The organism is Croceivirga sp. JEA036 (genome assembly GCF_011882165.1).
Classification (GTDB): Bacteria; Bacteroidota; Bacteroidia; order Flavobacteriales; family Flavobacteriaceae; genus Croceivirga.
The window spans coordinates 12443-35070 of the sequence record NZ_JAATON010000002.1; the positions used below are offsets into that span (position 1 = coordinate 12443).

The following is a 22628-nucleotide window of genomic DNA, read 5'->3' on the forward strand; positions in this document are numbered from 1 at the left end:
ATGAAATGTTTAACTATGTTCTCTTAAAAATAGTTTCTCAACTATAAAATTACTCTTCCAATCTAATATCTAAGCCCAAGCCTTTAAGCTCATGCATCAATACATTGAAAGATTCTGGCAACCCAGGTTCTGGCATGGTCTCACCCTTAACGATAGACTCATACGTTTTAGCCCTACCGATAACATCATCAGACTTCACTGTCAATATCTCACGTAAGGTTGCAGAAGCACCGTAAGCTTCCAACGCCCAAACCTCCATTTCTCCAAAACGCTGACCACCAAATTGTGCCTTACCACCAAGTGGTTGCTGCGTGATTAACGAGTATGGACCAATAGATCGTGCGTGCATCTTATCATCTACCATATGGCCTAGCTTAAGCATGTAAATAACACCTACTGTTGCTGCTTGATCAAAACGCTCACCAGTACCACCATCATAAAGATGTGTATGCCCAAACCTTGGAACACCAGCTTTATCTGTAAGTTCATTAATTTGGTCTAAGGTAGCACCGTCAAAAATTGGCGTACCATATTTTTGACCCAATTTAAGACCAGCCCAACCAAGAACTGTTTCATAAATCTGACCAATATTCATACGGGATGGTACCCCAAGTGGATTAAGTACAATATCTACTGGTGTTCCGTCCTCTAAGAATGGCATGTCTTCCTGACGCACAATTCTTGCAACAATACCCTTATTACCGTGACGACCAGCCATTTTATCACCTACTTTAAGCTTACGCTTTTTAGCAATGTAAACTTTAGCCAATTTCATGATACCTGCAGGTAATTCATCACCAACAGAAATGGTAAATTTATCTCTCCTAAGGTTACCTTGAAGGTCGTTTAATTTAATCTTATAGTTGTGAAGCAAGTCTGCAACCAAAACGTTAGTTTCGTCGTCTGTAGTCCATGTTCCGCTCACCAAGTGCGCAAAATCATCTACAGAATTCAACATCTTAATCGTATACTTCTTCCCTTTCGGCAATACTTCTTCTCCCAAGTCATTTTGTACACCTTGAGATGTTTTACCGTTTACCAAGTGGAATAACTTTTCTATAAGAACATCTTTAAGTTGTTGGAATTTAACCTCGTACTCCAATTCTAACTTAGAGATTGCCTCTTTATCTTCAGAACGTTTTCTCTTATCTTTAATAGACCTAGAGAATAACTTTTTATCAATTACCACACCTCTTAAAGAAGGGGATGCTTTTAAAGATGCATCCTTAACATCACCTGCTTTATCTCCAAAAATAGCACGTAATAATTTCTCTTCTGGAGTTGGGTCAGATTCGCCTTTAGGCGTAATCTTACCAATTAAAATGTCGCCTGGCTTAACTTCTGCTCCGATACGAATCATACCATACTCATCCAAATCTTTTGTTGCTTCTTCCGAAACGTTTGGAATATCGTTAGTTAATTCTTCGGCACCTAATTTAGTATCTCTAACCTCTAAAGAATATTCATCAATATGTATAGACGTAAAGATGTCTTCCCTTACAACTTTTTCTGAGATTACAATTGCATCCTCAAAGTTGTACCCTTTCCATGGCATGAAGGCTACCTTCATATTCCTACCAAGAGCTAACTCTCCTTTTTCTGTGGCATAACCTTCACAAAGTACCTGTCCCTTTTTAACCGAATCACCTTTTCTTACGATAGGTTTTAGGTTAATGGAAGTACCTTGGTTCGTTTTACGGAACTTAATCAGATTGTAAGATTTATAATCATCATCAAAACTGATTAACCTTTCTTCCTCGGAGCGGGTATATTTTATGATGATTTTTTGTGCATCAACATAATCAACAATCCCATCGTCTTCAGCATTGATTAATACTCTTGAGTCTTTAGCAACTTGTGCTTCTAAACCAGTACCCACGATTGGAGACTGTGGACGCAATAATGGCACTGCTTGGCGCATCATGTTTGATCCCATCAAGGCACGGTTCGCATCATCATGTTCTAAGAAAGGAATTAAAGATGCTGAGATGGAAGCAATTTGGTTAGGAGCCACATCCGTATACTGGATTTCTGCTGGGTCTACCACAGGAAAATCTCCTTCTTCCCTTGCAATTACTTTATCAGTATCTATAGTACCATCATCTTTTAAAGGAATATTTGCTTGCGCAATTTTCATTCCTTCTTCTTCCTCCGCACTTAGGTAAATGTGATTATGAACATCTACTCTACCTTCTTCCACTTTACGGTAAGGAGTTTCTAAGAAGCCCATTTGATTCACTTTGGCAAATACTCCTAATGAAGATATCAAACCAATGTTTGGACCTTCAGGAGTTTCTATAGGACAAAGCCTACCATAGTGCGTATAGTGAACGTCACGCACCTCAAAACCGGCTCTTTCTCTAGAAAGACCACCAGGCCCTAAGGCAGATAAACGTCTCTTGTGTGTAATCTCTGCTAATGGGTTGGTCTGATCCATGAACTGAGACAACTGGTTAGTACCAAAAAATGAATTAATTACAGAAGACAATGTCTTTGCATTAATCAAATCTATTGGGGTAAACACCTCGTTATCACGTACATTCATACGCTCACGTATGGTACGAGCCATACGAGCTAAACCAACACCAAATTGAGAAGACAATTGCTCCCCTACAGTTCTAACACGACGGTTAGATAAGTGATCAATATCATCAATCTCCGCTTTGGAGTTAATCAACTCAATTAAATACTTGATAATTGTAATGATATCTTCTTTGGTCAAAACTTGTTTGTCCATTCCAATATCCAACCCAAGCTTTTTGTTCATTCTGTAACGCCCTACTTCACCTAAGTTATAACGTTGATCAGAGAAGAACAATTTGTCTATGATTCCACGTGCAGTCTCCTCATCTGGCGGTTCTGCATTACGTAATTGTCTATAGATATGCTCTACCGCTTCTTTTTCTGAGTTGGTAGGATCCTTTTGTAAAGTATTGTGGATGATGGCGTAATCAGACTGACTATTGTTCTCTTTATGAAGAAGAATAGTTTTTACATCAGCATCTAAAATTTCGTCAATATGCTCTTTTTCAAGAATGGTATCACGATCTAATACGATTTCGTTTCTTTCTATAGAAACTACCTCTCCTGTATCTTCATCCACGAAATCCTCGTGCCAAGTATTTAACACCCTAGCAGCAAGTTTACGACCAAGCACCTTCTTTAATCCGGCTTTAGATACTTTTACTTCCTCCGATAAATCGAAAATTTCAAGAATATCCTTATCCCTTTCAAAACCTATAGCTCTAAAAAGTGTAGTTACCGGTAATTTTTTCTTTCTATCAATATATGCGTACATAACGCTATTGATATCTGTTGCAAACTCTATCCAAGAACCTTTAAAAGGAATTACCCTAGCAGAATATAATTTTGTACCATTAGCATGAAAAGACTGGCCAAAAAACACACCTGGTGAACGGTGTAACTGAGAAACAACTACTCTTTCTGCACCATTAATTACAAAGGTACCGCTAGGAGTCATATATGGGATAGTACCCAAATAAACATCCTGTACAATTGTTTCAAAATCCTCGTGTTCTGGATCCGTACAATATAATTTTAATCTTGCCTTAAGTGGCACACTATAAGTTAATCCCCTTTCAATACACTCTTGTATGGAATATCTAGGTGGATCAATGAAGTAATCTAAGAACTCTAATACAAATTGATTTCTTGTATCGGTGATTGGAAAATTTTCCATGAAGGTATTATACAAACCTTCGTTGCCTCTCTCGTCAGATTTAGTCTCAAGTTGAAAAAAATCTTGAAAAGATTTAATCTGAATGTCCAAGAAATCCGGGTAATCCGGTATGTTCTTAGCCGATGCAAAGTTTACTCTTTCAGTCTGATTTGTGAACATCTATGGACGAATTTTATAGTGAAATCTCTAAACAGGTTACGTGCACCATTACACGTTGCTTTATAAAACGGGCTAAGGTCTTAACCGATTTACGGTAAGACCTTAACCTCAATATTATAGTTTTTGCTATTATTTAAGCTCAACTTCTGCTCCAGCTTCTTCCAAAGAGTTTTTGATACCTTCTGCTTCGTCTTTAGAAACACCTTCTTTAATAGCTTTAGGTGCGCTATCAACGATTTCTTTAGCGTCTTTCAATCCAAGACCAGTTAGTTCTTTCACCAACTTAACTACAGCTAATTTAGAAGCTCCAGCCGCTTTAAGGATTACATCAAACTCGGTTTTCTCTTCTGCAGCAGCAGCATCACCACCACCAGCACCACCAGCAGCAACAGCAACAGCCGCAGCAGCAGGCTCAATACCGTACTCTTCTTTTAAAATATCAGCTAATTCGTTTACCTCTTTAACGGTAAGATTAACCAACTGTTCTGCAAAATCTTTTAAATCTGCCATTTTTCTATCGTTTAATAAATTTTTAAAATATAAAGGTTTTAGTGCGTACTAATTATTTCTCTGAAAGCGTTTTTAAGATACCAGCTAGTTTTCCGCCACCAGACTTAAGTCCAGAAATAACGTTTTTAGCAGGAGATTGTAACAATCCGATAATATCTCCAATAACTTCTTCCTTAGATTTGATGCTTACTAATGCATCAAGGTTTTCATCACCTACATAAACAGCCTCTTCTACAAAGGCACCTTTTAAAATAGGTTTTGCTGCTTTCTTTCTAAAGTTTTTGATAAGTTTAGCAGGCGCATTACCAGTATCTGATAACATTAAGGAAGTATTTCCCTTAAGTACACCTGGAAGCTCACCAAATTCTTTATCAGAAGCCTCCATTGCTTTTGCAAGCAACGTATTTTTTACAACTGCTAATTTAATATTAGCTTTAAAACAAGCTCTTCTTAAATCTGAAGTTTGCACTGCATCTAGACCAGAAATATCCGCCAAATAAATGATGGAGTTTTCCGCTAACTGAGCAGTCAAATCTTCAATTACGGTTGCTTTTTCTTCTCTTGTCATTGTTTTGAATTTGAGCTACTCGTTATTAAACTGCTTTTGGGTCTAGTTGAACACTTGGACTCATTGTACTACTTATATAGATGCTTTTCATATAAACACCTTTTGCAGCAGCTGGTTTTAATTTCACCAAAGTATCAATTAGTTCTTTAGCGTTACCTGCAATTTTATCTGCAGAGAATGAAACTTTACCAATTGCAGCATGTACAATACCAGTCTTATCAACTTTAAAATCGATTTTACCACCTTTAACATCTGCTACCGCCTTACCTACTTCCATAGTTACAGTACCAGTTTTAGGATTAGGCATTAAACCTCTTGGACCTAAAATTCTACCCAAAGGCCCTAATTTACCCATAACACTAGGCATAGTTACAATAACGTCAACGTCTGTCCAACCACCTTTGATTTTATCCAAATACTCATCCAAACCAACATAATCAGCGCCAGCCTCTTTAGCCTCCGCTTCTTTATCTGGCGTTACTAAAGCTAAAACTTTAACATCCTTACCAGTTCCGTGAGGCAACGTAACTACCCCACGTACCATTTGATTCGCTTTTCTTGGATCAACACCCAATCTTACTGCTAAATCTACAGATGCATCAAAGTTTGCATTTGTAATCTCTTTCACTAAAGCAGAAGCTTCTTGTAAAGAATACAACTTATTCCTGTCAATTTTAGCTTGAGCTTCTTTTTGCTTTTTCGTCAATTTTGCCATTCTAAATTGCTTTTTAGATTAAAAAGGTTTAGTTCCTGAAACTTTTAGCCCCATTGAACGCGCAGTACCAGCAACCATCATCATTGCAGACTCAATAGTAAATGCGTTTAAATCTACCATTTTCTCTTCTGCAATGCTTCTTACTTGGTCCCAAGATACTGACCCCGATTTTACCCTGTTAGGCTCGCCAGATCCTTTTTTAATCTTAGCAGCTTCCATCAATTGAACGGCCGCAGGTGGTGTTTTTACAACAAACTCAAACGATTTGTCTTTGTAAACGGTGATAACAACAGGCAATACTTTACCCTGCTTGTCCTGTGTTCTAGCATTAAATTGCTTACAGAACTCCATGATGTTAACACCAGCAGCACCTAAGGCGGGTCCAACCGGTGGCGACGGATTCGCAGCACCTCCCCTAACTTGTAGTTTTACAACCTTATCTACTTCTTTTGCCATTTTATATAATTAAAATTTTAATTGTGTTTATTGGAAGCACACAATTTACTTGTAACAGCTCTTACTCTAAATTTTCTCAACTTGCATATAACTTAACTCCAATGGTGTTTTTCTACCGAAAATTTTAACCATTACTTCAAGCTTACGCTTTTCCTCATTAATTTTTTCAACAGTACCGTTAAATCCATTAAAAGGACCATCTATAACCTTAACCGTCTCACCAAGAACAAAAGGAATGGCAACATTATCTGTATTCACAGCTAACTCATCAACCTTTCCTAACATTCTATTCACTTCAGATTTTCTTAGAGGAACAGGATCACCACCTTTAGTTTCCCCTAAAAAACCTATCACATTGGTTATAGATTTAATAATATGCACCATTTCCCCACCTAAATTAGCCTTAACCATTATGTATCCCGGGAAATAAGTACGCTCTTTATTTATTTTTTTTCCGTTTCTGATTTGAACAACTTTTTCAGTAGGCACCAAAACCTCCTCTAGATAATCCGAAAAACCAGCACGTTCTACTTCATTCTCTATGTAGCCTTTAATTTTATTCTCCTGACCACTTACAGCCCTAACTACATACCATTTCTTTTCTAAAACCTCTGACATTGACCTCTATTTTTTCTTTACAAAAAATGAATTCACTCCTACAGCAATAGCCAATACCAAAAGCACATACCAAACTATACGTAAAACACCCCAAAAACCAGAATCTAATAAGGCGGAATAATAAGAACCATCCACCAACTTGCCAGTAATTGCATCAGAAAAGAACATATCAATTCCCCACGTAGTTAAAGCAAACAAAATGGAAAATACCGCTACAACCACCATTAAGTTAGATGCCTGCTCACGGCTTAACCATGTTACATTATTCTTAAGTTCTTCCCAAGATTCTTTTACGTAAGTCAACATACTTAAAACTTTAATCGCACGGGAGGAGAGACTCGAACTCCCGACACCTGGTTTTGGAGACCAGTGCTCTACCAACTGAGCTACACCCGTATTTACACTGAAAGGTATCCTGTTAAAACAGAACACCCCTTCGTGTAAATTATTTTATAAAATAAATTAATCTAAAATTTCAGTTACCTGACCAGCACCTACTGTTCTACCACCCTCACGGATTGCAAAACGCAAACCTACGTTTAATGCGATTGGCTGAATCAAATCTACAGTAATTGTCAAGTTATCACCTGGCATTACCATCTCCACTCCATCAGGAAGATTAATGTTACCAGTTACATCTGTAGTTCTTACGTAGAACTGCGGACGATAGTTATTATGGAATGGCGTGTGACGGCCACCTTCTTCTTTTTTCAAGATATAAACCTCTGCCTTAAATTTAGCGTGTGGCTTTACAGAACCTGGCTTACAGATAACCATTCCTCTCTTGATGTCAGACTTTTCAATACCTCTCAATAAGATACCAACATTATCACCAGCCTCACCTCTATCAAGAATTTTACGGAACATCTCTACCCCAGTAATAGTAGAAGACAATTTCTCTGCACCCATACCAATGATATCTACAGCATCACCTGTGTTAGCAACACCAGTCTCGATACGACCAGTTGCTACAGTACCACGACCAGTAATTGTAAATACATCCTCGATTGGCATTAAGAAATCCTTATCAACATCTCTAGCAGGTAATTCAATCCACTCATCAACAGCATCCATCAAACTCATTACCGTGTCAACCCACTTTTGCTCACCATTTAAAGCACCTAAAGCAGAACCAGCAATAACAGGACCATTATCCCCATCATACTCATAGAAAGAAAGTAATTCTCTTACTTCCATTTCTACCAATTCTAATAACTCCTCATCATCAACCATGTCAACTTTATTCAAGAAAACAACGATTCTAGGAATACCTACCTGACGACCTAATAAGATGTGCTCACGTGTTTGAGGCATAGGACCATCTGTTGCAGCTACAACCAAGATAGCACCATCCATCTGAGCAGCACCAGTTACCATGTTCTTTACGTAATCCGCGTGACCTGGACAATCAACGTGCGCATAGTGACGGTTAGCAGTTTGATACTCTACGTGGGAAGTGTTAATTGTAATACCTCTTTCTTTCTCCTCTGGAGCGTTATCAATAGAATCGAAGCTTCTAAGCTCAGAAAGACCAGCGTTAGCTAATACAGTTGTAATAGCAGCAGTCAAAGTTGTTTTACCGTGATCCACGTGTCCAATAGTACCTATATTAAGGTGTGGTTTGGAACGATCAAATGTTTCCTTAGCCATTTTAAATGATTTTTAATCTTAGTTTATATTAGTGTCAAAATCGTTTTGGAGCCAATGACGGGATTTGAACCCGTGACCTCTTCCTTACCAAGGAAACGCTCTACCCCTGAGCTACACCGGCGTAAAGTGTTGAATCAACTACCTTTTTCAATAGCCCCCCAAAATTGGAAGAGTTACCCTAAACAGGGATTGACTTAGAGCGGGAGACCGGGTTCGAACCGGCGACATTCAGCTTGGAAGGCTGACGCTCTACCAACTGAGCTACTCCCGCATTATTAATTATCAATATTTCAAAAAAACTCTGCGAAAAAATTTTTCTTCAGAGCAAATCTTAAAACCGCGCTTTAAGATTTAGTGGGGAGAGCAGGATTCGAACCTGCGAAGACATAGTCAGCAGATTTACAGTCTGCCCTCGTTGGCCGCTTGAGTATCTCCCCGCCTTGTGTTTTCAGTATTTCAGAGCCGATAGAGGGACTCGAACCCACGACCTGCTGATTACAAATCAGCTGCTCTAGCCAGCTGAGCTATATCGGCAATTTTGCACTTAAATTAGTCACAAAAAAAGCCCGCTATTTCTAACGGACTGCAAATGTAGAGATATTTTTATTTAAACAAAACTTTTTGCAAAAAAAATTATCAGGCATGTGCCCTAAGTTTTTGTTTCTTCTTTACCAATTGTCTTTCTAAAGAACTACACGCATTATCCACAGCCTCTTCAAAAGACTTACATTGTTTTTTTACAATTAATTGATCCCTTGGGATTTGCACTTTAATTTCTACAATTTTGTTCTCCTTTGCACTTGTGTTTTGGACTTTTAAATACACATCAGAACTAATTACTTTATCATAAAATAAATCTAGCTTATCCAATCTATTTTCTATAAAATTGATAAGCTTTTTGTCTGCAACAAAGTTTACGGATTGCGCATTTACCTTCATAAAGTGATTTTTTAAAGCTCGTAAGAAATACGAGCGGGTTAAACATAAAAGGAGGCCTTACTCCTTGCTTCTAGGATGGGCAGTCTTATGAATCTTCTTTAATTCTGCAATACTATTGTGCGTGTACACTTGCGTTGAAGCCAAAGAAGCATGCCCTAACAACTCTTTCACAGCATTTAGATCAGCCCCTTGGTTTAAAAGATGAGTAGCAAATGTATGCCGGAGCATATGCGGACTCTTTTTTACCTTAGGCGAGACCAAACTAAGATACTTATTTATAACCCGATAAACAAGAGTTTCGTATAATTTAAGACCCTTTTTTGTAAGAAATAAAAAGGCATAATCTTTGATGACAGGAAGCCTGTTTCTCGCCTCTAAGTACTCTTCTATAGCATCTTTAAGAGTGGGCAATATAGGTACAAGCCGCTCTTTTTTACGCTTGCCTAAAACTTTTAAATTACCTGTTACACCATTGTAATCTACGAGCTTTATTTGCACCAACTCTGCCCTTCTTATTCCAGTTGTATACAGCAGGTTTATTATTAAATAATCTCGTTTACCCTCAAAAGTATTTGGATATTCTATCTGATCTAGAACTTGTGACATTTCTTCTTTTGAAAAAGGAACCTGTACTTTCTTAGGAATTTTTAATGACTTATGTTTAGCGAATGGTGTATCAGTGCGTGCTTCTATCTTTAAAAGAAACTTAAAGTATGCTTTTAAAGAAGATAACTTTCTATTAATACTCCTGGCAGACAATCCAGATTCTATTAAAAATACAATCCAACTTCTTATAACTGCATATTCCAACGTAAGTAAATCTTCTTCCATTAACCCACTCTGAGCTAAGAATGTGCTAATATCATTCTTATAGGCCACAACAGTATGCTTGGCATACTTTTTTTCTAACTGCAAATAATCTAGAAATGCGGATACAGACATGATTTAAATTTACGTCAATCTAAATGGTACAAACAAAAAAATCCCGCCTTTTGGGCAGGATTTTAATATTATTTTGGAAAAACTACAGTTCTTCTTGGTCTCTAAGACTTTGGATATACTGTGCTTTTTGTATTTCCGCTCTACGTTTTACAGAAGGCTTAGTAAACTGCTGACGGCTTCTTAATTGTCTCATTGCTCCGGTTCTATCGAACTTACGCTTAAAACGCTTTAGCGCTCTATCAATGTTTTCTCCTTCTTTTACTGGTATAATTAACATTAGCTACAACCTCCTTTCTTTTATATTTTGGACGGCAAATATACAAATGTATTCCTATGTACAAAGAAAAAAATCATTTTATTATAAGTTATTAGTTTGTAGGCTTTTTATATTCTTTTTTATCGATTATGATTTTTGATAAAATTTCTTTTAAAATTTCTGAAGTACCACCACCAATGGGCCCCAATCTACTATCTCTTAACATTCTTGCAAGAGGATAATCTTCTATATAGCCATATCCACCCAAAAATTGCAAACAATTATACATTACTTCATCTGCAATTTGAGTGCCTTTTAATTTTGAAATGGTAGCCTCTTTAACCATATAGCTACCCTTTTGCATTTGAGCTACTACATGGTAATTGTAGTGTTTTATCAATTCTACCTCTGCTACCATATCTACTAAACGATGACGCAGGGCCTGGTATTGATTGATTGACTTACCAAAGGTCTCCCTTTCTCCCATATATTTTAAAGTATACTCCAAGGCAAACTCTGACCTAGCATGCGCATTTATCCCCATAACCAAACGTTCCAATGCAAAAGCCTCCATTATATAAACAAAGCCTTTACCTTCTTCCCCCATCAAATTGCCAACTGGCACTTCTACATTATCAAAAGCCAACTCCGCTGTATCAGAAGCACGCCAGCCTAGTTTATTTAATTTATTAGCAGAAACACCCTTTGCATTTCTATCCACCAATAACATACTAATCCCTTTATTACCTGCACTTGGGTCTGTTTTAGCAGCCAAAACAATGTAATCCCCATAAACACCATTGGTAATAAATGTTTTAGAACCATTAATGACGTAGACGTCCCCTTTTTTAACAGCAGTGGTACGCATACCTGCAACATCACTACCACCAAAAGGCTCGGTAACCCCTAGGCATCCTATTTTTTGACCCATGACACTAGGCTCTAGGTAACGTTTTTTTTGGTCTGGGTTTGCTATTTTATTTAAATAGGTCATTGCCAGATACTCATGAGCCCACATAGCAGCAGCAAAACCACCCGAGTTAATTTTCTGTAACTCTTCTAAAAAAATAGTGGTGTAAAAAAGATTTAACCCTAAACCTCCATATTCCTCTGGGGTATTGAGCCCAAAATAGCCCATTTCTCCAAATTTTTCCCAAATAAAACGGTCAATAGCTCCGGTTTTTTCCCATTTCTCTATATGAGGTACGACTTCTTTTTGCAAAAAGTCTCTTAGGCTCTCTCTAAACAGTTGGTGTTCTTCTGTAAAGTAGACACTATTCATAGCAATTTGTTTATAGTGACAAATATAAGGCTATTCTATCTAGTTTCTCTGATGGAAAACCGTGAAGATTTTTTAGTTCTTGGTAGGATTTGAACACTCCATTGCGCTCTCTGTATTGCACAATTGCCCATGCCGTTTTTTTATCTATATAAATTAATTGCACCAACTCCTCGTAGGGTGCGGTATTAATGTTTACAGGGGTAATACTTGGCTTTTTTAACACCTTAAATCTTTGAATAGCTTTTTGCGCTACCTCTGGAGGCAACCCATAAACATCCATAAATTGTTCTTCTGTTACAAAGCCACCTAATTTATCCCTAAACTTAATAGTTCTAGCTGCAAGTTTCTCCCCTATACCCTTAACCTGCATTAAATCTTCTTTAGTCGCCAAGTTAATGTCTATTACGGTTTTAACGTTGCTCAATGTTGGGGTCAATTCCTTATTTGATGCTTGCCCCCTTTTTTTCGTCTTCCATTTCGGAAACCTTAAAAAAGGCAAACTTCTTTTTAACATTGAATCTGATATACCAGAAACGATTTGAAAGTCTTCCGGACTATTCATAAAGCTATCCTTAGCTCTAAATCGGATTATATTTTCTAATTCACCAGAGGATAACCCTAAAACATAAGCTTTGTAATCCGAAATGTAATTAGGATTAAAAGGATACAGTTTTAAAGTGTCTTTTTGTTTCGCTAAGGCCCGTAAACTATCTAGTTCCTTTTGTAACTCCTGATTTATTATTAAGGATGAAGGTTGTGATTGTGTTCCATAATTTATCCATAGCCACTTTGCTCCAAGTATAAGGATTAACAGTAAGAGCAAATAAAAAATCCCACTTCGTTCTTGTTTAGAGAACCGAAAGTGAGATTTACTATTTTTCATAAGTATTTACGCCAAAAGGATTACTCCTCTATAGCATTCAACTTTAATTTTATAGCATCCATGTAACGTTTTAACTCTGCTTTTACCTTAGGAGCTAGGATAACTATACCAATCATATTGGGGACCATCATACCAAAAATCATGGCATCAGAAAACCCGATGACTGAGTTTAAACTAGCAGATGCACCTACAATTACAAATAAGCAAAAAATGATTTTATAGGTATATTCGGTCTTTTTATTTCTACCGAATAAATAAGCCCAAGCTTGATAACCATAATAAGACCAAGAGATTTGTGTACTAAATGCAAATAATACAACAGCAATTGTCAACACATATGGAAACCAGCTAATTACAGACTCAAATGCACCTGAGGTTAATAATATAGCTTCCGCATCATTCAAGGATGCGTTTTCTGGATTTACATTACCGGTTATAATTAGTACCAAAGCGGTCATTGTACATACTAAAACTGTATCTATAAACGGTTCTAATAAGGCCACCAAACCTTCGGATGCCGGATACTTTGTTCTCACTGCGGAATGCGCAATAGAAGCTGAACCAACCCCTGCTTCATTAGAAAAGGCAGCTCTTCTGAAACCTTGAATAAGTACACCAACAGCTCCACCTACAATACCTTCTGGAGCGAAAGCTCCATTTATTATTTCGCCAAAGGCCCATCCAATCAAATCGTATTTAGCAATAAGAACAAATAAAGATGCTCCTACATAAATAACAACCATAAATGGAACAATTTTATCTGTAACCTTAGCAATAGACTTAATACCTCCGATAATTACAATACCAACCAATACAGCCATAACTAGACCAAAAACCCATCTATAACCATACAAGAAAGACTCCGTACCGCCTGTCATATTTTCAAATAATTGCACCGCTTGGTTTACTTGAAACATATTACCACCGCCAAAAGAACCCCCAATACACATAACAGCAAAAGCACCAGCTAAGACCTTACCAAGTGTTTTATTTTTTAGTCCTTTATTTAAGTAATACATAGGTCCGCCAAAAACAGTACCGTCTGCACCAACGTCTCTATATTTGACTCCCAAGGTACATTCCACAAACTTGGATGCCATCCCTAAAATACCAGCGACTATCATCCAAAAAGTTGCTCCTGCTCCACCAATAGATACTGCTATTGCCACACCAGCAATATTACCTAAACCTACAGTTGCTGAAAGCGCCGCAGTGAGTGCCTGAAAGTGAGACACCTCACCATCAGAACTTTCATCTCTTATAGTATCTAATATATCGCCATCTACTACAATTTCATCTTTGTTATCTGTAAGGTGTTTATCAAGGCTGTCTACCTTATTCATGTCTACACCCCCGGCAATCCCGTCTTCTCCATATAGGTTTTTGGCTCCATATTTTTCAATGTCTTCATATTTACCCATCACTACTTTAATAGCGACCCAAACTCCGGTAAAATTGATAAATCTAAAATAAAATGTAAAAAAGCCCGCCCCGAGGATTAAAGGGAATAACACCCAATAAATTTTTATATTCTCTGTAAACGGTATTTGGTAGAAAATGAAGTTCACAAACCATCCGGTTAAATCTCCGAATACTTTATCGATTTTTTCATCTATACCCTTCTCTGCAGCATCTTGAGCAAACGTCATGGCGGGTAATAAAAAAGTCATGAGCGAAAGAAGTCTGTACTTCATACTTATGTTAATTTGGTTTAAATTTTTTGTTAGGTCACAATATCCTAAAAAATTACAACTCAATCAAATTTAGTTGTTATTTATCCGCCAATTTCAAACATTTGGTTCAGTTTTTGTATTTGCTCTGGTCTACCTAATACAATAACCTTTCCCTTTGGTTCTAGTTGTTGGTCTGCTTCTGGATTAATGATGTAATTTCCTTGTGGATCTATGTAACCAATTATTGTACATCCCGTTTTTCTTCTTAAATCTAAATCTCTAATGGATTGGCAATCTATTTGGTCTGTAAAATCCGTAATCTCTACCTCTTCTAAATTAGTAGTATTTTCACCCTCTATAGATAGTTTATCCATAAATGTGATTAAATCTGGCATTACTACCAGACTTGCCATGTGGTCACCACCAATTTTGTCTGGCATAATTACCTTATCTGCACCGGCAAATTGCAATTTTTTAACGGAATTAACTTGAGACGCTCTACTAATAATAAACAAGTTTTTATTTAATTGCCTTGCAGACAGCACCACAAAAAGATTTAGAGCATCGTCTGGCAATGCTGTAACTAAATATTGCGCTTTTTTTATGCCTGCAGCCATAAGAGCTTCATCATCATTTACATCGCCCTCCACAAAAAGTATTTCATCTTCAAAAGCTTCTATCACAGCATGGTCTTTTTCTATAACAACAAAAGGCTTTTTATAGGCCTTTAACTTTTCCGCTGCTTGTTGACCATTACGCCCATAACCACAGACAACCACATGATTCTCCAAACTATTAATTTTGTTCATTACTTTTTTCTTTTTTAATAATTGAAGGGAATTTCTACTTAGAATATATTCTGATATTACAGAAATAGCAAAACCAAAAATAAACACGCTAGCAATGATTAAAAAGACAGTAAATATCTGTGCATTTGTATCTAAAGGTCTTACTTCTGAAAAACCAACAGTAGTTACCGTAATAATGGTCATGTAAATGGCTTCTATCCACGTATACCCTGCCATGATACGATAGCCAAAAACCCCAATAATAAATATAACACACATTAAAGTAAGTGCTATAGCGAGTCTGGATCTAAATAATTTAATCATAAATTATAAATCAAAGACGGAAGTTCTCTTGGTATATACAAGGTCCTTAATCTTTAACCAAAAAGCAATAAATAAATACAGTGCAAAACCAAAACCGAGTGTTACAAAGGTTAGATAGATAAAAGTTGTACGTACCACTCTTGCCCTAATACCTATTAGGCCAGCTATGCGTTCACAAACTTCAAAGCCCCGCTTTTGAAAATAATAAAGTAAATCGTAAAACCATTGCATGGTTAAAATTAGCTATTTCTTCTTAAAAGTTGGTGCCCAAGCGCACATTGCAAGCATTTATTTTTAACACAATACTTGTGATACAATTGTAAATTTGCTTGTGAATCCAATGCATTTTCTACTGGAACACCCAAGTTTTTATAGTTGGTATTTATAGTATTTTTCTCTGATGACAAGCTGCGCATTTGTACTATTAAAACCTCTGGCTGTAACTTACCTAAATGCTTCTGATAAGCAAATTTTACTGGTATTAAAGTGTTAATGACCAACAAATCTATAAATGTCTTTGATATTTTTTTTCTTCTATGCGTTGATACTTTACCAAAGTTATAATGTGTATTCCAATAGTCAGATGCAGCAACTTCTTTAAAAACTGAGGTATCTACACCTGCTCCATCCGTAATTACTTTTCTAAAAATATTTTGGGTTTTGTGATACAACTGAGCAAGCTGTGCCAACCTGATGGTAGGAAAATTAGAAGGACGAAGCCCAAAGAACTCTGGCTTGGCAACCTGACTTTTTAATTGAAATTTAATTTTTAAAAAATTATACTCATTAATCAGCTGCTTTTCGTAAGAATGGACACCTTCTAATCCATCTAATAAGCCACTAACCCCTAAAAGCAAGGCTTCTAACTGTAAAATGTTAGGCGCTACTTTACGAATAATTGAAAAATCAATTGCTTTACCTAATTCCAAAAACGCATTGCCATTTCTATTTAAACCAAAATTCTTGAGCAGCATGCAGAAAAGCACTTTTTCCCAATCGTTTTGAGAATCTTCTAATAACTGAAAAAGTAAAGCCGATTTATCTTGTAAACGCTCTATGTATAACCTTTCTTGCCAATTCTTTATAATGAAAGAATCTATTTGCAATAACTGGGATTCACAATTAATAAAAGACTTTTTGGTGTTTCGTAGCAAGTTATTATAAGAATTTAAAAACTCCTTATCCACTATTGTTTTCAATTCCAAAACCGGAATACTAGAGCCATCTTTTCTAAAGACTTCAACATCATTTTCCCAAACTACATGTAAAATCACATTGTTGTACCGCAAGTCGGCTTCGTGCCCATGTATGTACCAATCCGAAGATTTTATATGCATTTCTACATTGCCAGCCCATACTTGTCCACCAATATTAAGTTTTGCATTAAAAAAATCAGGGCCAGCAAATAGATTTAAAGTACCACTTTGGTACACCTCTATTGGCTGACCCTTTTCTGTAGCAAGGCTTTTGCCTCTTAACTTATTATTTTTCCAAATAAAATGAAGTAAGTCTTCTCGCATACTGCTAATATACAGCAAACTACAAGCAACATGGCTTCATCAAAAAAAATAAGATTAATCTTCTACTACCGCTCCCTGCCAGTTCATAAACCCACCTTCTAAATTAAAGGCGCTTTTAAATCCAGCATTTTCCATTATAGCGCATGCTTGTCCACTTCTGTTACCAGAACGGCAATACACATAATAATTTTTACTTTTATCTAACTTTTCAACTTCTGCCAAAAAATCAGGACCTAAATAAAAATCAATATTTGTAGCACCCGGTATGTATCCTTCTTCTACTTCTTCTGGTGTTCTAACATCTAGTATAAACGCGTTGGAATCATTCTCCAACTGTTCTTCCCATGCTTCTTGAGATAAGTTTGCCATATGTTTTATTTTAATCTTGAGAATTAATTAGGCTAAACGCCGTTAATGTTTAAATTTTAATTGAACAACCTATTGCCTTAGTTGTTGTTACTTCTATTTGTTTACCGGCCAGCATAGCATTTACCGCATCTTCTACGTAGCGGTCTTCTACCAGTGCAGCATTTTGGTAATTATCATCAATAGCACCTATGTAACGCACTATATTACCATTCTGTGTTTTTTCTAACAAGAAAACATGCGGCGTTCTAGTAGCTCCGTATAGCGGAAAAACTTTTTGTCCTTCATCTACTAAATATGGATATTCCATTTCTTTTGCGTCTGCCCTCGCAATCATTTCTTTAAAACTTTCACCAGGTTCCACCACTGGGTTATTTGGATTTATAGCGATAACGGGTACATCTTTTGGCGCATATTTTGTGTGTAATTCTATAATACGGTCCTCGTAAGCTTGTGCATATGGGCATGTATTGCACGTAAAAATGACTAAGAAACCTTTAGCTTCTGGGTAATCTACCAAAGAAACCACTTTACCATTAACATTTTTTAGAGAAAAGTCAGATGCTTTATCTCCAATCTCGTACCCATTTTGAGCCCATCCTACCGCTACAAAAAGCAATATTAACAGGTTAATAAATAACTTTTTCATAATTCTTTTTATCTAGTTTTAATAAATTCGTTTAGAACTTCAGTTAACCTATTATAAGATAAACCTTCTTCAAAAAACAAACGTTTATCCTTGTTGTATATTAATGTAGCTGGTATGCCACCACCCCAATTTTCATTCACCTGCGGCATCCAATCATTCATCTTTGTGTCATCCAGAATAACCACTCTGCCTTTTAGTTTATGCTCTTCCACAAAAGGCACCAATCTTTTTTTCCACATATTAGGCATATCAAGACTCACTAGAATTAATTCTACGTTGTTCTCTTTTTGCTCTAAATATACTTTTTCAAAATCTGGTAATTCTGCTATACATGGTTTACACCAAGTTGCCCAAAAATTTATAATGTATGTTTTATCATCTTCCTTATGAAGCAAAGGTTTTAATCCTTCAAAATTATAAATAGGAAAACCTACACCCTCTCCAAAATCTTCATTCTTTTCTAAATTATTTGTAACCTCATCCTTCTTGTTTTTACAAGAACTCAACCCTACAACCAAAAAAATCAGCAATATTATCCTCATCCTAACCTAATTAAGGTCCTAAAATTAAAAGCCCTATAAAGCCTACCATTCTATTTTAACACAAAATTAGTGCTAAAATAATCTTTTCCATTCAAAAAGAATATACATTTGTATATACAATTATTGTAAATACATGAATGTTGAAAAGCTAATAAAAACTTCAAAAGAAATACCAATAAAACAACGTAGCATTATACACCTACAGATGGTGAGTAATATGATTACGGAACAAATTAACAATGCTTTAAAACCTTTTGATGTTTCTCTACAACAATTTAATGTGCTTCGAATTTTAAGAGGTCAAAAAGGAAAACCAGCCAACCTATCTACCATAAGTGAGCGCATGGTATCTAAAATGAGTAATACAACCAGATTGGTAGACAAGCTGATTAAAAAAGAATATGTAGAAAGGCAAGTATGCGCTAGCAACAGACGAAAAGTTGAAATACGCATAACAAAGAATGGTTTGGCCGCTTTAGAGGAAATTGACAAGGTCCTCTTAAACAAAGAAAATGATTTAACTAAAAGTTTTACGGACGAAGATTTAAAACAATTAAATAATCTATTAGATAAATTTTAGAATGAGTGATATTTTAACCCTCTTAAAATGGCGTTACGCCGTTAAAAAGTTTGATGATACAAAAAAAGTTTCTCAAAAAGATTTAGAGCAAATTTTAGAAGCCATACAACTAAGTGCATCCTCTTATGGTTTACAACCTTACGAAGTATTTGTGGTGACCGATGCAGAACTTAGACAAAAATTGCAACCTGCTTCCTGGGGACAATCCCAAATTGTTGATGCTTCTCATCTACTAATTTTTGCAAATAAGACTAACGTAGATGACGCTTACATAGATGCTTATTTAGAAAATGTAGGTGCCATAAGAAACCTACCTACTGAAGCGCTTACTGGCTATGCTGATTTTATGAAGTCTAAAATAAATGAGCTCTCTGCTGAACAGAAAAATATTTGGACCGCAAAGCAGGTATACATCGCTTTAGGCAATGCGCTAGATGCATGTGCTGCATTACAAGTAGACAGCTGCCCTATGGAAGGGTTTGACAACGCCACATACAATGAAATCTTAGATCTCCCTTCTAAAGGTTTAAATGCAACGGTAGTTTTACCAATTGGCTATAGGTCTACAGAAGACCAAACTCAACACTACGAAAAAGTACGTAAATCAAAAGAGGACCTTTTTACATTTATATAAATTAATACATTTTTAATAGTAAACACATGAAAACTACATTATTAAGTTTAGCACTAACATTAGTATTTGGCGCCGCCCTAGCAAACCCAATCGATGGTAAAAAACCTGTAGACACAGAAAAAAGCAAAGTAACATGGAAAGGTTACAAGGTAACTGGATCGCATGAAGGCACCATTTCTCTAAAAGAAGGATTTTTATCTTTTACAGATGATAAATTAACTGGTGGAGAATTTGTTGTTGATATGACCACCATAAACACCACGGATTTAGAAGGTGACATGAAAGGTAAACTAGACGGGCATTTGAGCTCTGCTGATTTCTTTGGTACAGAAAAGCACACCAGTTCTAAATTGGTATTTAAAAGTGTAAATGCTACAGGTAAAAACTCTTACGAAGTAATAGGAGATTTAACCATTAAAGGTACTACAGAACCTGTAACTTTTGATGTTTCGGTTTACGGCAGCAAAGCCACTGCTACTTTAAAGGTAGATAGAACAAAGTACGACATCCGCTATGGTTCTGGTAGCTTTTTTGACAACTTAGGAGATAAAACAATTTATGACGAATTTGATTTGGTTGTTGATTTGGTATTCTAATGAGAACTAATTATCCATGAATTTAAAAAGCCCACTCTTTTTGAGTGGGCTTTTTTCCTATACACCTCACCTACACTTTTGCACCACTCATCTACAGTTATAATTGCCTTATCCTGTTAGCTAACAAAAAATCATAGGGTATTTAAATATTTGTAGCAGATAAAACCAATAACTATGCTACAAAATACAGATTACAACTACCACTTAGCTAATGAGTCTTTAACACTACAACAAACACCTGTGTTTTTTAATGTGTACGATAACAATTTTGAGACGATTGACCGCTCCAAATATCCATGGCATCTAAAATTAATAATCACTTCTGAGTTCAATCCATTTCAAATTCAATCGTTTAAAAATGAAATGGATGTTCAGCATCACATAGAAGAATATCTGACAGCAAACATATCTAGATTTACAATATTTACTAAACTAGCAGCTGTTTTTGATAATCATGGTAATATTGTATACCATTGGTATTTGCAAGACCCCGTTATCAATGTAAATTTTGAAGAGATACAGGACATTAGGGAAATAGAAGTCAGTTTGTATAGAGATAACAATTGGCATAGCAATGATTATCTTATAAGCTATTTAGAAAAGGACAAACAATTTTTGCAAGACGCACAAGATGCCGATAATAGTTATGGCATTTAAGGAGATTAATTAAAATGTTGGTCAATTAAATTTTCATTGCTATATTTACGGCAATGAAAATGTTTACAAAAAATAATTGGTGGTGGAGTAACTTACGAATAACGTCGTGAGCTAGTCCTACCTATAACAATATTAGAAAAAGGCTTGTCATCACGACAGGCCTTTTTCCATTTTACATCACAACTAAAATTTTAACAGCATACCGCAAAGAACCCTAAAAATGAAACAATTTGAACTTAAAACACACTACAAGCAAATACTGGCAGACACCATTACGCCGGTAAGTGTGTATTTAAAAATTAGGGATAAGTTTCCTAATAGCATATTATTAGAAAGTAGTGACTACCACGCCAACGATAATAGCTTTTCTTACATCTGCTGCAACCCTATTGCACATATTAAGGTAGAAAATGAAGTTTTAGAAAAACAATATCCAGATGGCACCATTTCCGTAACCAATATTACCCCAGAAACGGATGTTGTGGCAGAAGTAGATGCTTTCGCAAAAAGTTTTAAAGCGCCAGAACATGATTTCAAATTTATAACCAACGGGCTGTTTGGCTTTATGGCGTATGATGCTGTAAGATATTTTGAAGATTTAGCACTTAGAAAAAAAGATGATTCCGTAAATATTCCAGATATCTACTATGCGGTATACCAGAATATCATTGCCATTAACCACTTTAAAAACGAAGCCTATTTATTTGCCCATTGTTACGAATCTGAAAACAACTTAGAAGAGCTAGAGCGTTTGTTCAACATCAGAACTTTTGCTTCGTACAATTTTAATCGAGTTGGCGCTCCTATCTCTAATCTAGAAGACGTTGAGTACAAAAAACATGTAGAGATAGCCAAAAAACATTGCCAAAGAGGAGATGTTTTTCAATTGGTTCTATCTAGACGATTCACCCAAAAATTTAAGGGAGATGAGTTTAACGTATACCGTGCGCTACGCTCCATAAATCCATCCCCGTACCTTTTCTTTTTTGACTATGGCGATTTTAAAATCTTTGGAAGTAGCCCAGAAGCACAGCTTATCGTTAAAGATGGTAAAGCAGAAATTCACCCCATAGCCGGTACGTACAAGCGTACAGGCAACGATGAAAGAGACGCAGAACTAGCCAAAAAGCTAGCAGCAGACGACAAGGAAAACAGCGAACATGTAATGCTGGTAGATTTGGCCCGTAACGATTTAAGTAGAAACGGCAATACGGTAAATGTAGACACTTATAGAGAGGTACAATACTTTTCTCACGTTATCCATTTGGTTTCAAAGGTTACTGGGATGAAAAAAGAGGATATACCAACTTTAAAAATAGTTGCAGACACTTTCCCAGCAGGTACTTTAAGTGGCGCGCCCAAGCATATGGCCATGCAGCTCATAGAAAAATATGAGAAAACCAGTAGAGGCTATTATGGTGGTGCAATTGGATTCATGGATTTTAGCGGCAACTTTAACCATGCCATTATGATTAGAACGTTCCTAAGCAAAAATCACGAATTGTATTACCAAGCTGGCGCCGGTTTGGTTGCTGCATCTAACCCAGAAGACGAGTTACAAGAAACATACAACAAACTTGGTGCTTTAAACAAAGCCTTAGAAATTGCAGAAACTATCTAA

Annotated in this window: 24 protein-coding genes, 5 tRNA genes and 1 pseudogene; 5 read left to right on the top strand and 25 right to left on the bottom strand. The window is 36.3% G+C overall.

The window, feature by feature from the left end; translation table 11 throughout:
• Positions 1 to 49: 49 nt before the first annotated feature.
• From rpoB to HCO57_RS04990, 25 genes and pseudogenes are all read right to left on the bottom strand, one after another.
• Entirely contained in the window at positions 50 to 3859 is a 3810-nt protein-coding gene (gene rpoB, locus HCO57_RS04870) for a DNA-directed RNA polymerase subunit beta (RefSeq protein ID WP_167988129.1), read from the bottom strand.
• 129 nt (positions 3860 to 3988) lie between these two features.
• Positions 3989 to 4375, bottom strand: a pseudogene (gene rplL / locus HCO57_RS04875) (50S ribosomal protein L7/L12); the annotation flags it as partial.
• A 46-nt stretch (positions 4376 to 4421) separates the two neighbouring features.
• The gene (gene rplJ / locus HCO57_RS04880; protein WP_136951888.1) at positions 4422 to 4937 is read right to left on the bottom strand and encodes a 50S ribosomal protein L10; all 516 of its coding nucleotides are present in this window, start codon (positions 4935 to 4937) and stop codon (positions 4422 to 4424) included.
• A 25-nt stretch (positions 4938 to 4962) separates the two neighbouring features.
• The gene (gene rplA, locus HCO57_RS04885; RefSeq protein ID WP_136951887.1) at positions 4963 to 5652 is read right to left on the bottom strand and encodes a 50S ribosomal protein L1; all 690 of its coding nucleotides are present in this window, start codon (positions 5650 to 5652) and stop codon (positions 4963 to 4965) included.
• 18 nt (positions 5653 to 5670) lie between these two features.
• Positions 5671 to 6108: a 50S ribosomal protein L11 gene (gene rplK / locus HCO57_RS04890; RefSeq protein WP_136951886.1), complete on the bottom strand. Its 438-nt coding sequence runs from the start codon at positions 6106 to 6108 to the stop codon at positions 5671 to 5673.
• A gap of 66 nt (positions 6109 to 6174) precedes the next feature.
• Positions 6175 to 6726: a transcription termination/antitermination protein NusG gene (nusG, locus tag HCO57_RS04895; protein WP_136951885.1), complete on the bottom strand. Its 552-nt coding sequence runs from the start codon at positions 6724 to 6726 to the stop codon at positions 6175 to 6177.
• Positions 6727 to 6732: 6 nt separating this feature from the next.
• The gene (gene secE / locus HCO57_RS04900; RefSeq protein WP_136951884.1) at positions 6733 to 7032 is read right to left on the bottom strand and encodes a preprotein translocase subunit SecE; all 300 of its coding nucleotides are present in this window, start codon (positions 7030 to 7032) and stop codon (positions 6733 to 6735) included.
• Positions 7033 to 7049: 17 nt separating this feature from the next.
• Positions 7050 to 7122: transfer RNA gene (locus HCO57_RS04905), tRNA-Trp, on the bottom strand.
• Between the two features lie 66 nt (positions 7123 to 7188).
• The gene (gene tuf, locus HCO57_RS04910; RefSeq protein WP_136951883.1) at positions 7189 to 8376 is read right to left on the bottom strand and encodes an elongation factor Tu; all 1188 of its coding nucleotides are present in this window, start codon (positions 8374 to 8376) and stop codon (positions 7189 to 7191) included.
• A gap of 46 nt (positions 8377 to 8422) precedes the next feature.
• Positions 8423 to 8497, bottom strand: a tRNA-Thr gene (locus HCO57_RS04915).
• A gap of 77 nt (positions 8498 to 8574) precedes the next feature.
• Positions 8575 to 8647 (bottom strand) — tRNA-Gly (locus tag HCO57_RS04920).
• A gap of 84 nt (positions 8648 to 8731) precedes the next feature.
• Positions 8732 to 8813: transfer RNA gene (locus HCO57_RS04925), tRNA-Tyr, on the bottom strand.
• 23 nt (positions 8814 to 8836) lie between these two features.
• A tRNA-Thr gene (locus HCO57_RS04930) sits at positions 8837 to 8910 on the bottom strand.
• Between the two features lie 102 nt (positions 8911 to 9012).
• Complete coding sequence (gene hpf, locus HCO57_RS04935; RefSeq protein WP_136951882.1) at positions 9013 to 9315, bottom strand: ribosome hibernation-promoting factor, HPF/YfiA family; 303 nt, start codon at positions 9313 to 9315, stop codon at positions 9013 to 9015.
• A gap of 57 nt (positions 9316 to 9372) precedes the next feature.
• A complete protein-coding gene (locus tag HCO57_RS04940) occupies positions 9373 to 10257 on the bottom strand; it encodes a tyrosine-type recombinase/integrase (RefSeq protein WP_167988130.1) in 885 nt (294 codons plus the stop codon).
• An 82-nt stretch (positions 10258 to 10339) separates the two neighbouring features.
• Positions 10340 to 10534, bottom strand: coding sequence for a 30S ribosomal protein S21 (gene rpsU, locus HCO57_RS04945; protein ID WP_136951880.1), 195 nt, complete (start codon positions 10532 to 10534; stop codon positions 10340 to 10342).
• Between the two features lie 91 nt (positions 10535 to 10625).
• A complete protein-coding gene (locus HCO57_RS04950; protein WP_167988131.1) occupies positions 10626 to 11795 on the bottom strand; it encodes an acyl-CoA dehydrogenase family protein in 1170 nt (389 codons plus the stop codon).
• A gap of 10 nt (positions 11796 to 11805) precedes the next feature.
• A complete protein-coding gene (locus tag HCO57_RS04955) occupies positions 11806 to 12678 on the bottom strand; it encodes a helix-hairpin-helix domain-containing protein (protein WP_167988132.1) in 873 nt (290 codons plus the stop codon).
• A 20-nt stretch (positions 12679 to 12698) separates the two neighbouring features.
• A complete protein-coding gene (locus HCO57_RS04960; RefSeq protein ID WP_167988133.1) occupies positions 12699 to 14372 on the bottom strand; it encodes an alanine/glycine:cation symporter family protein in 1674 nt (557 codons plus the stop codon).
• Positions 14373 to 14452: 80 nt separating this feature from the next.
• Positions 14453 to 15463 (bottom strand): potassium channel family protein, encoded by a 1011-nt coding sequence (locus HCO57_RS04965; RefSeq protein ID WP_167988134.1) that lies wholly within the window; start codon positions 15461 to 15463, stop codon positions 14453 to 14455.
• Positions 15464 to 15466: 3 nt separating this feature from the next.
• Positions 15467 to 15694, bottom strand: a complete 228-nt coding sequence (locus tag HCO57_RS16635) for a PspC domain-containing protein (RefSeq protein ID WP_136951875.1) — start codon at positions 15692 to 15694, stop codon at positions 15467 to 15469.
• 8 nt (positions 15695 to 15702) lie between these two features.
• Complete coding sequence (locus tag HCO57_RS04975; protein WP_167988135.1) at positions 15703 to 16983, bottom strand: DUF2851 family protein; 1281 nt, start codon at positions 16981 to 16983, stop codon at positions 15703 to 15705.
• A gap of 54 nt (positions 16984 to 17037) precedes the next feature.
• Entirely contained in the window at positions 17038 to 17352 is a 315-nt protein-coding gene (locus tag HCO57_RS04980; protein ID WP_136951873.1) for a rhodanese-like domain-containing protein, read from the bottom strand.
• Between the two features lie 49 nt (positions 17353 to 17401).
• On the bottom strand, positions 17402 to 17998 hold the full coding sequence (locus HCO57_RS04985; RefSeq protein WP_167988136.1) for a thioredoxin family protein: 597 nt from the start codon (positions 17996 to 17998) through the stop codon (positions 17402 to 17404).
• A gap of 8 nt (positions 17999 to 18006) precedes the next feature.
• Positions 18007 to 18540: a TlpA family protein disulfide reductase gene (locus HCO57_RS04990; protein ID WP_167988137.1), complete on the bottom strand. Its 534-nt coding sequence runs from the start codon at positions 18538 to 18540 to the stop codon at positions 18007 to 18009.
• Positions 18541 to 18673: 133 nt separating this feature from the next.
• Between HCO57_RS04990 and HCO57_RS04995 the strand changes: the two genes are divergently transcribed.
• The 5 genes from HCO57_RS04995 to HCO57_RS05015 all read left to right on the top strand — a co-directional run bounded on the left by HCO57_RS04995 (position 18674) and on the right by HCO57_RS05015 (position 22628).
• A complete protein-coding gene (locus HCO57_RS04995; RefSeq protein ID WP_136951870.1) occupies positions 18674 to 19120 on the top strand; it encodes a MarR family winged helix-turn-helix transcriptional regulator in 447 nt (148 codons plus the stop codon).
• Between the two features lies 1 nt (position 19121).
• Complete coding sequence (locus tag HCO57_RS05000) at positions 19122 to 19754, top strand: NAD(P)H-dependent oxidoreductase (RefSeq protein WP_167988138.1); 633 nt, start codon at positions 19122 to 19124, stop codon at positions 19752 to 19754.
• A 26-nt stretch (positions 19755 to 19780) separates the two neighbouring features.
• The gene (locus HCO57_RS05005; RefSeq protein WP_167988139.1) at positions 19781 to 20350 is read left to right on the top strand and encodes a YceI family protein; all 570 of its coding nucleotides are present in this window, start codon (positions 19781 to 19783) and stop codon (positions 20348 to 20350) included.
• 174 nt (positions 20351 to 20524) lie between these two features.
• Positions 20525 to 21007, top strand: a complete 483-nt coding sequence (locus HCO57_RS05010; RefSeq protein ID WP_167988140.1) for a hypothetical protein — start codon at positions 20525 to 20527, stop codon at positions 21005 to 21007.
• A gap of 220 nt (positions 21008 to 21227) precedes the next feature.
• Positions 21228 to 22628 (top strand): anthranilate synthase component I family protein, encoded by a 1401-nt coding sequence (locus tag HCO57_RS05015; protein ID WP_010519832.1) that lies wholly within the window; start codon positions 21228 to 21230, stop codon positions 22626 to 22628.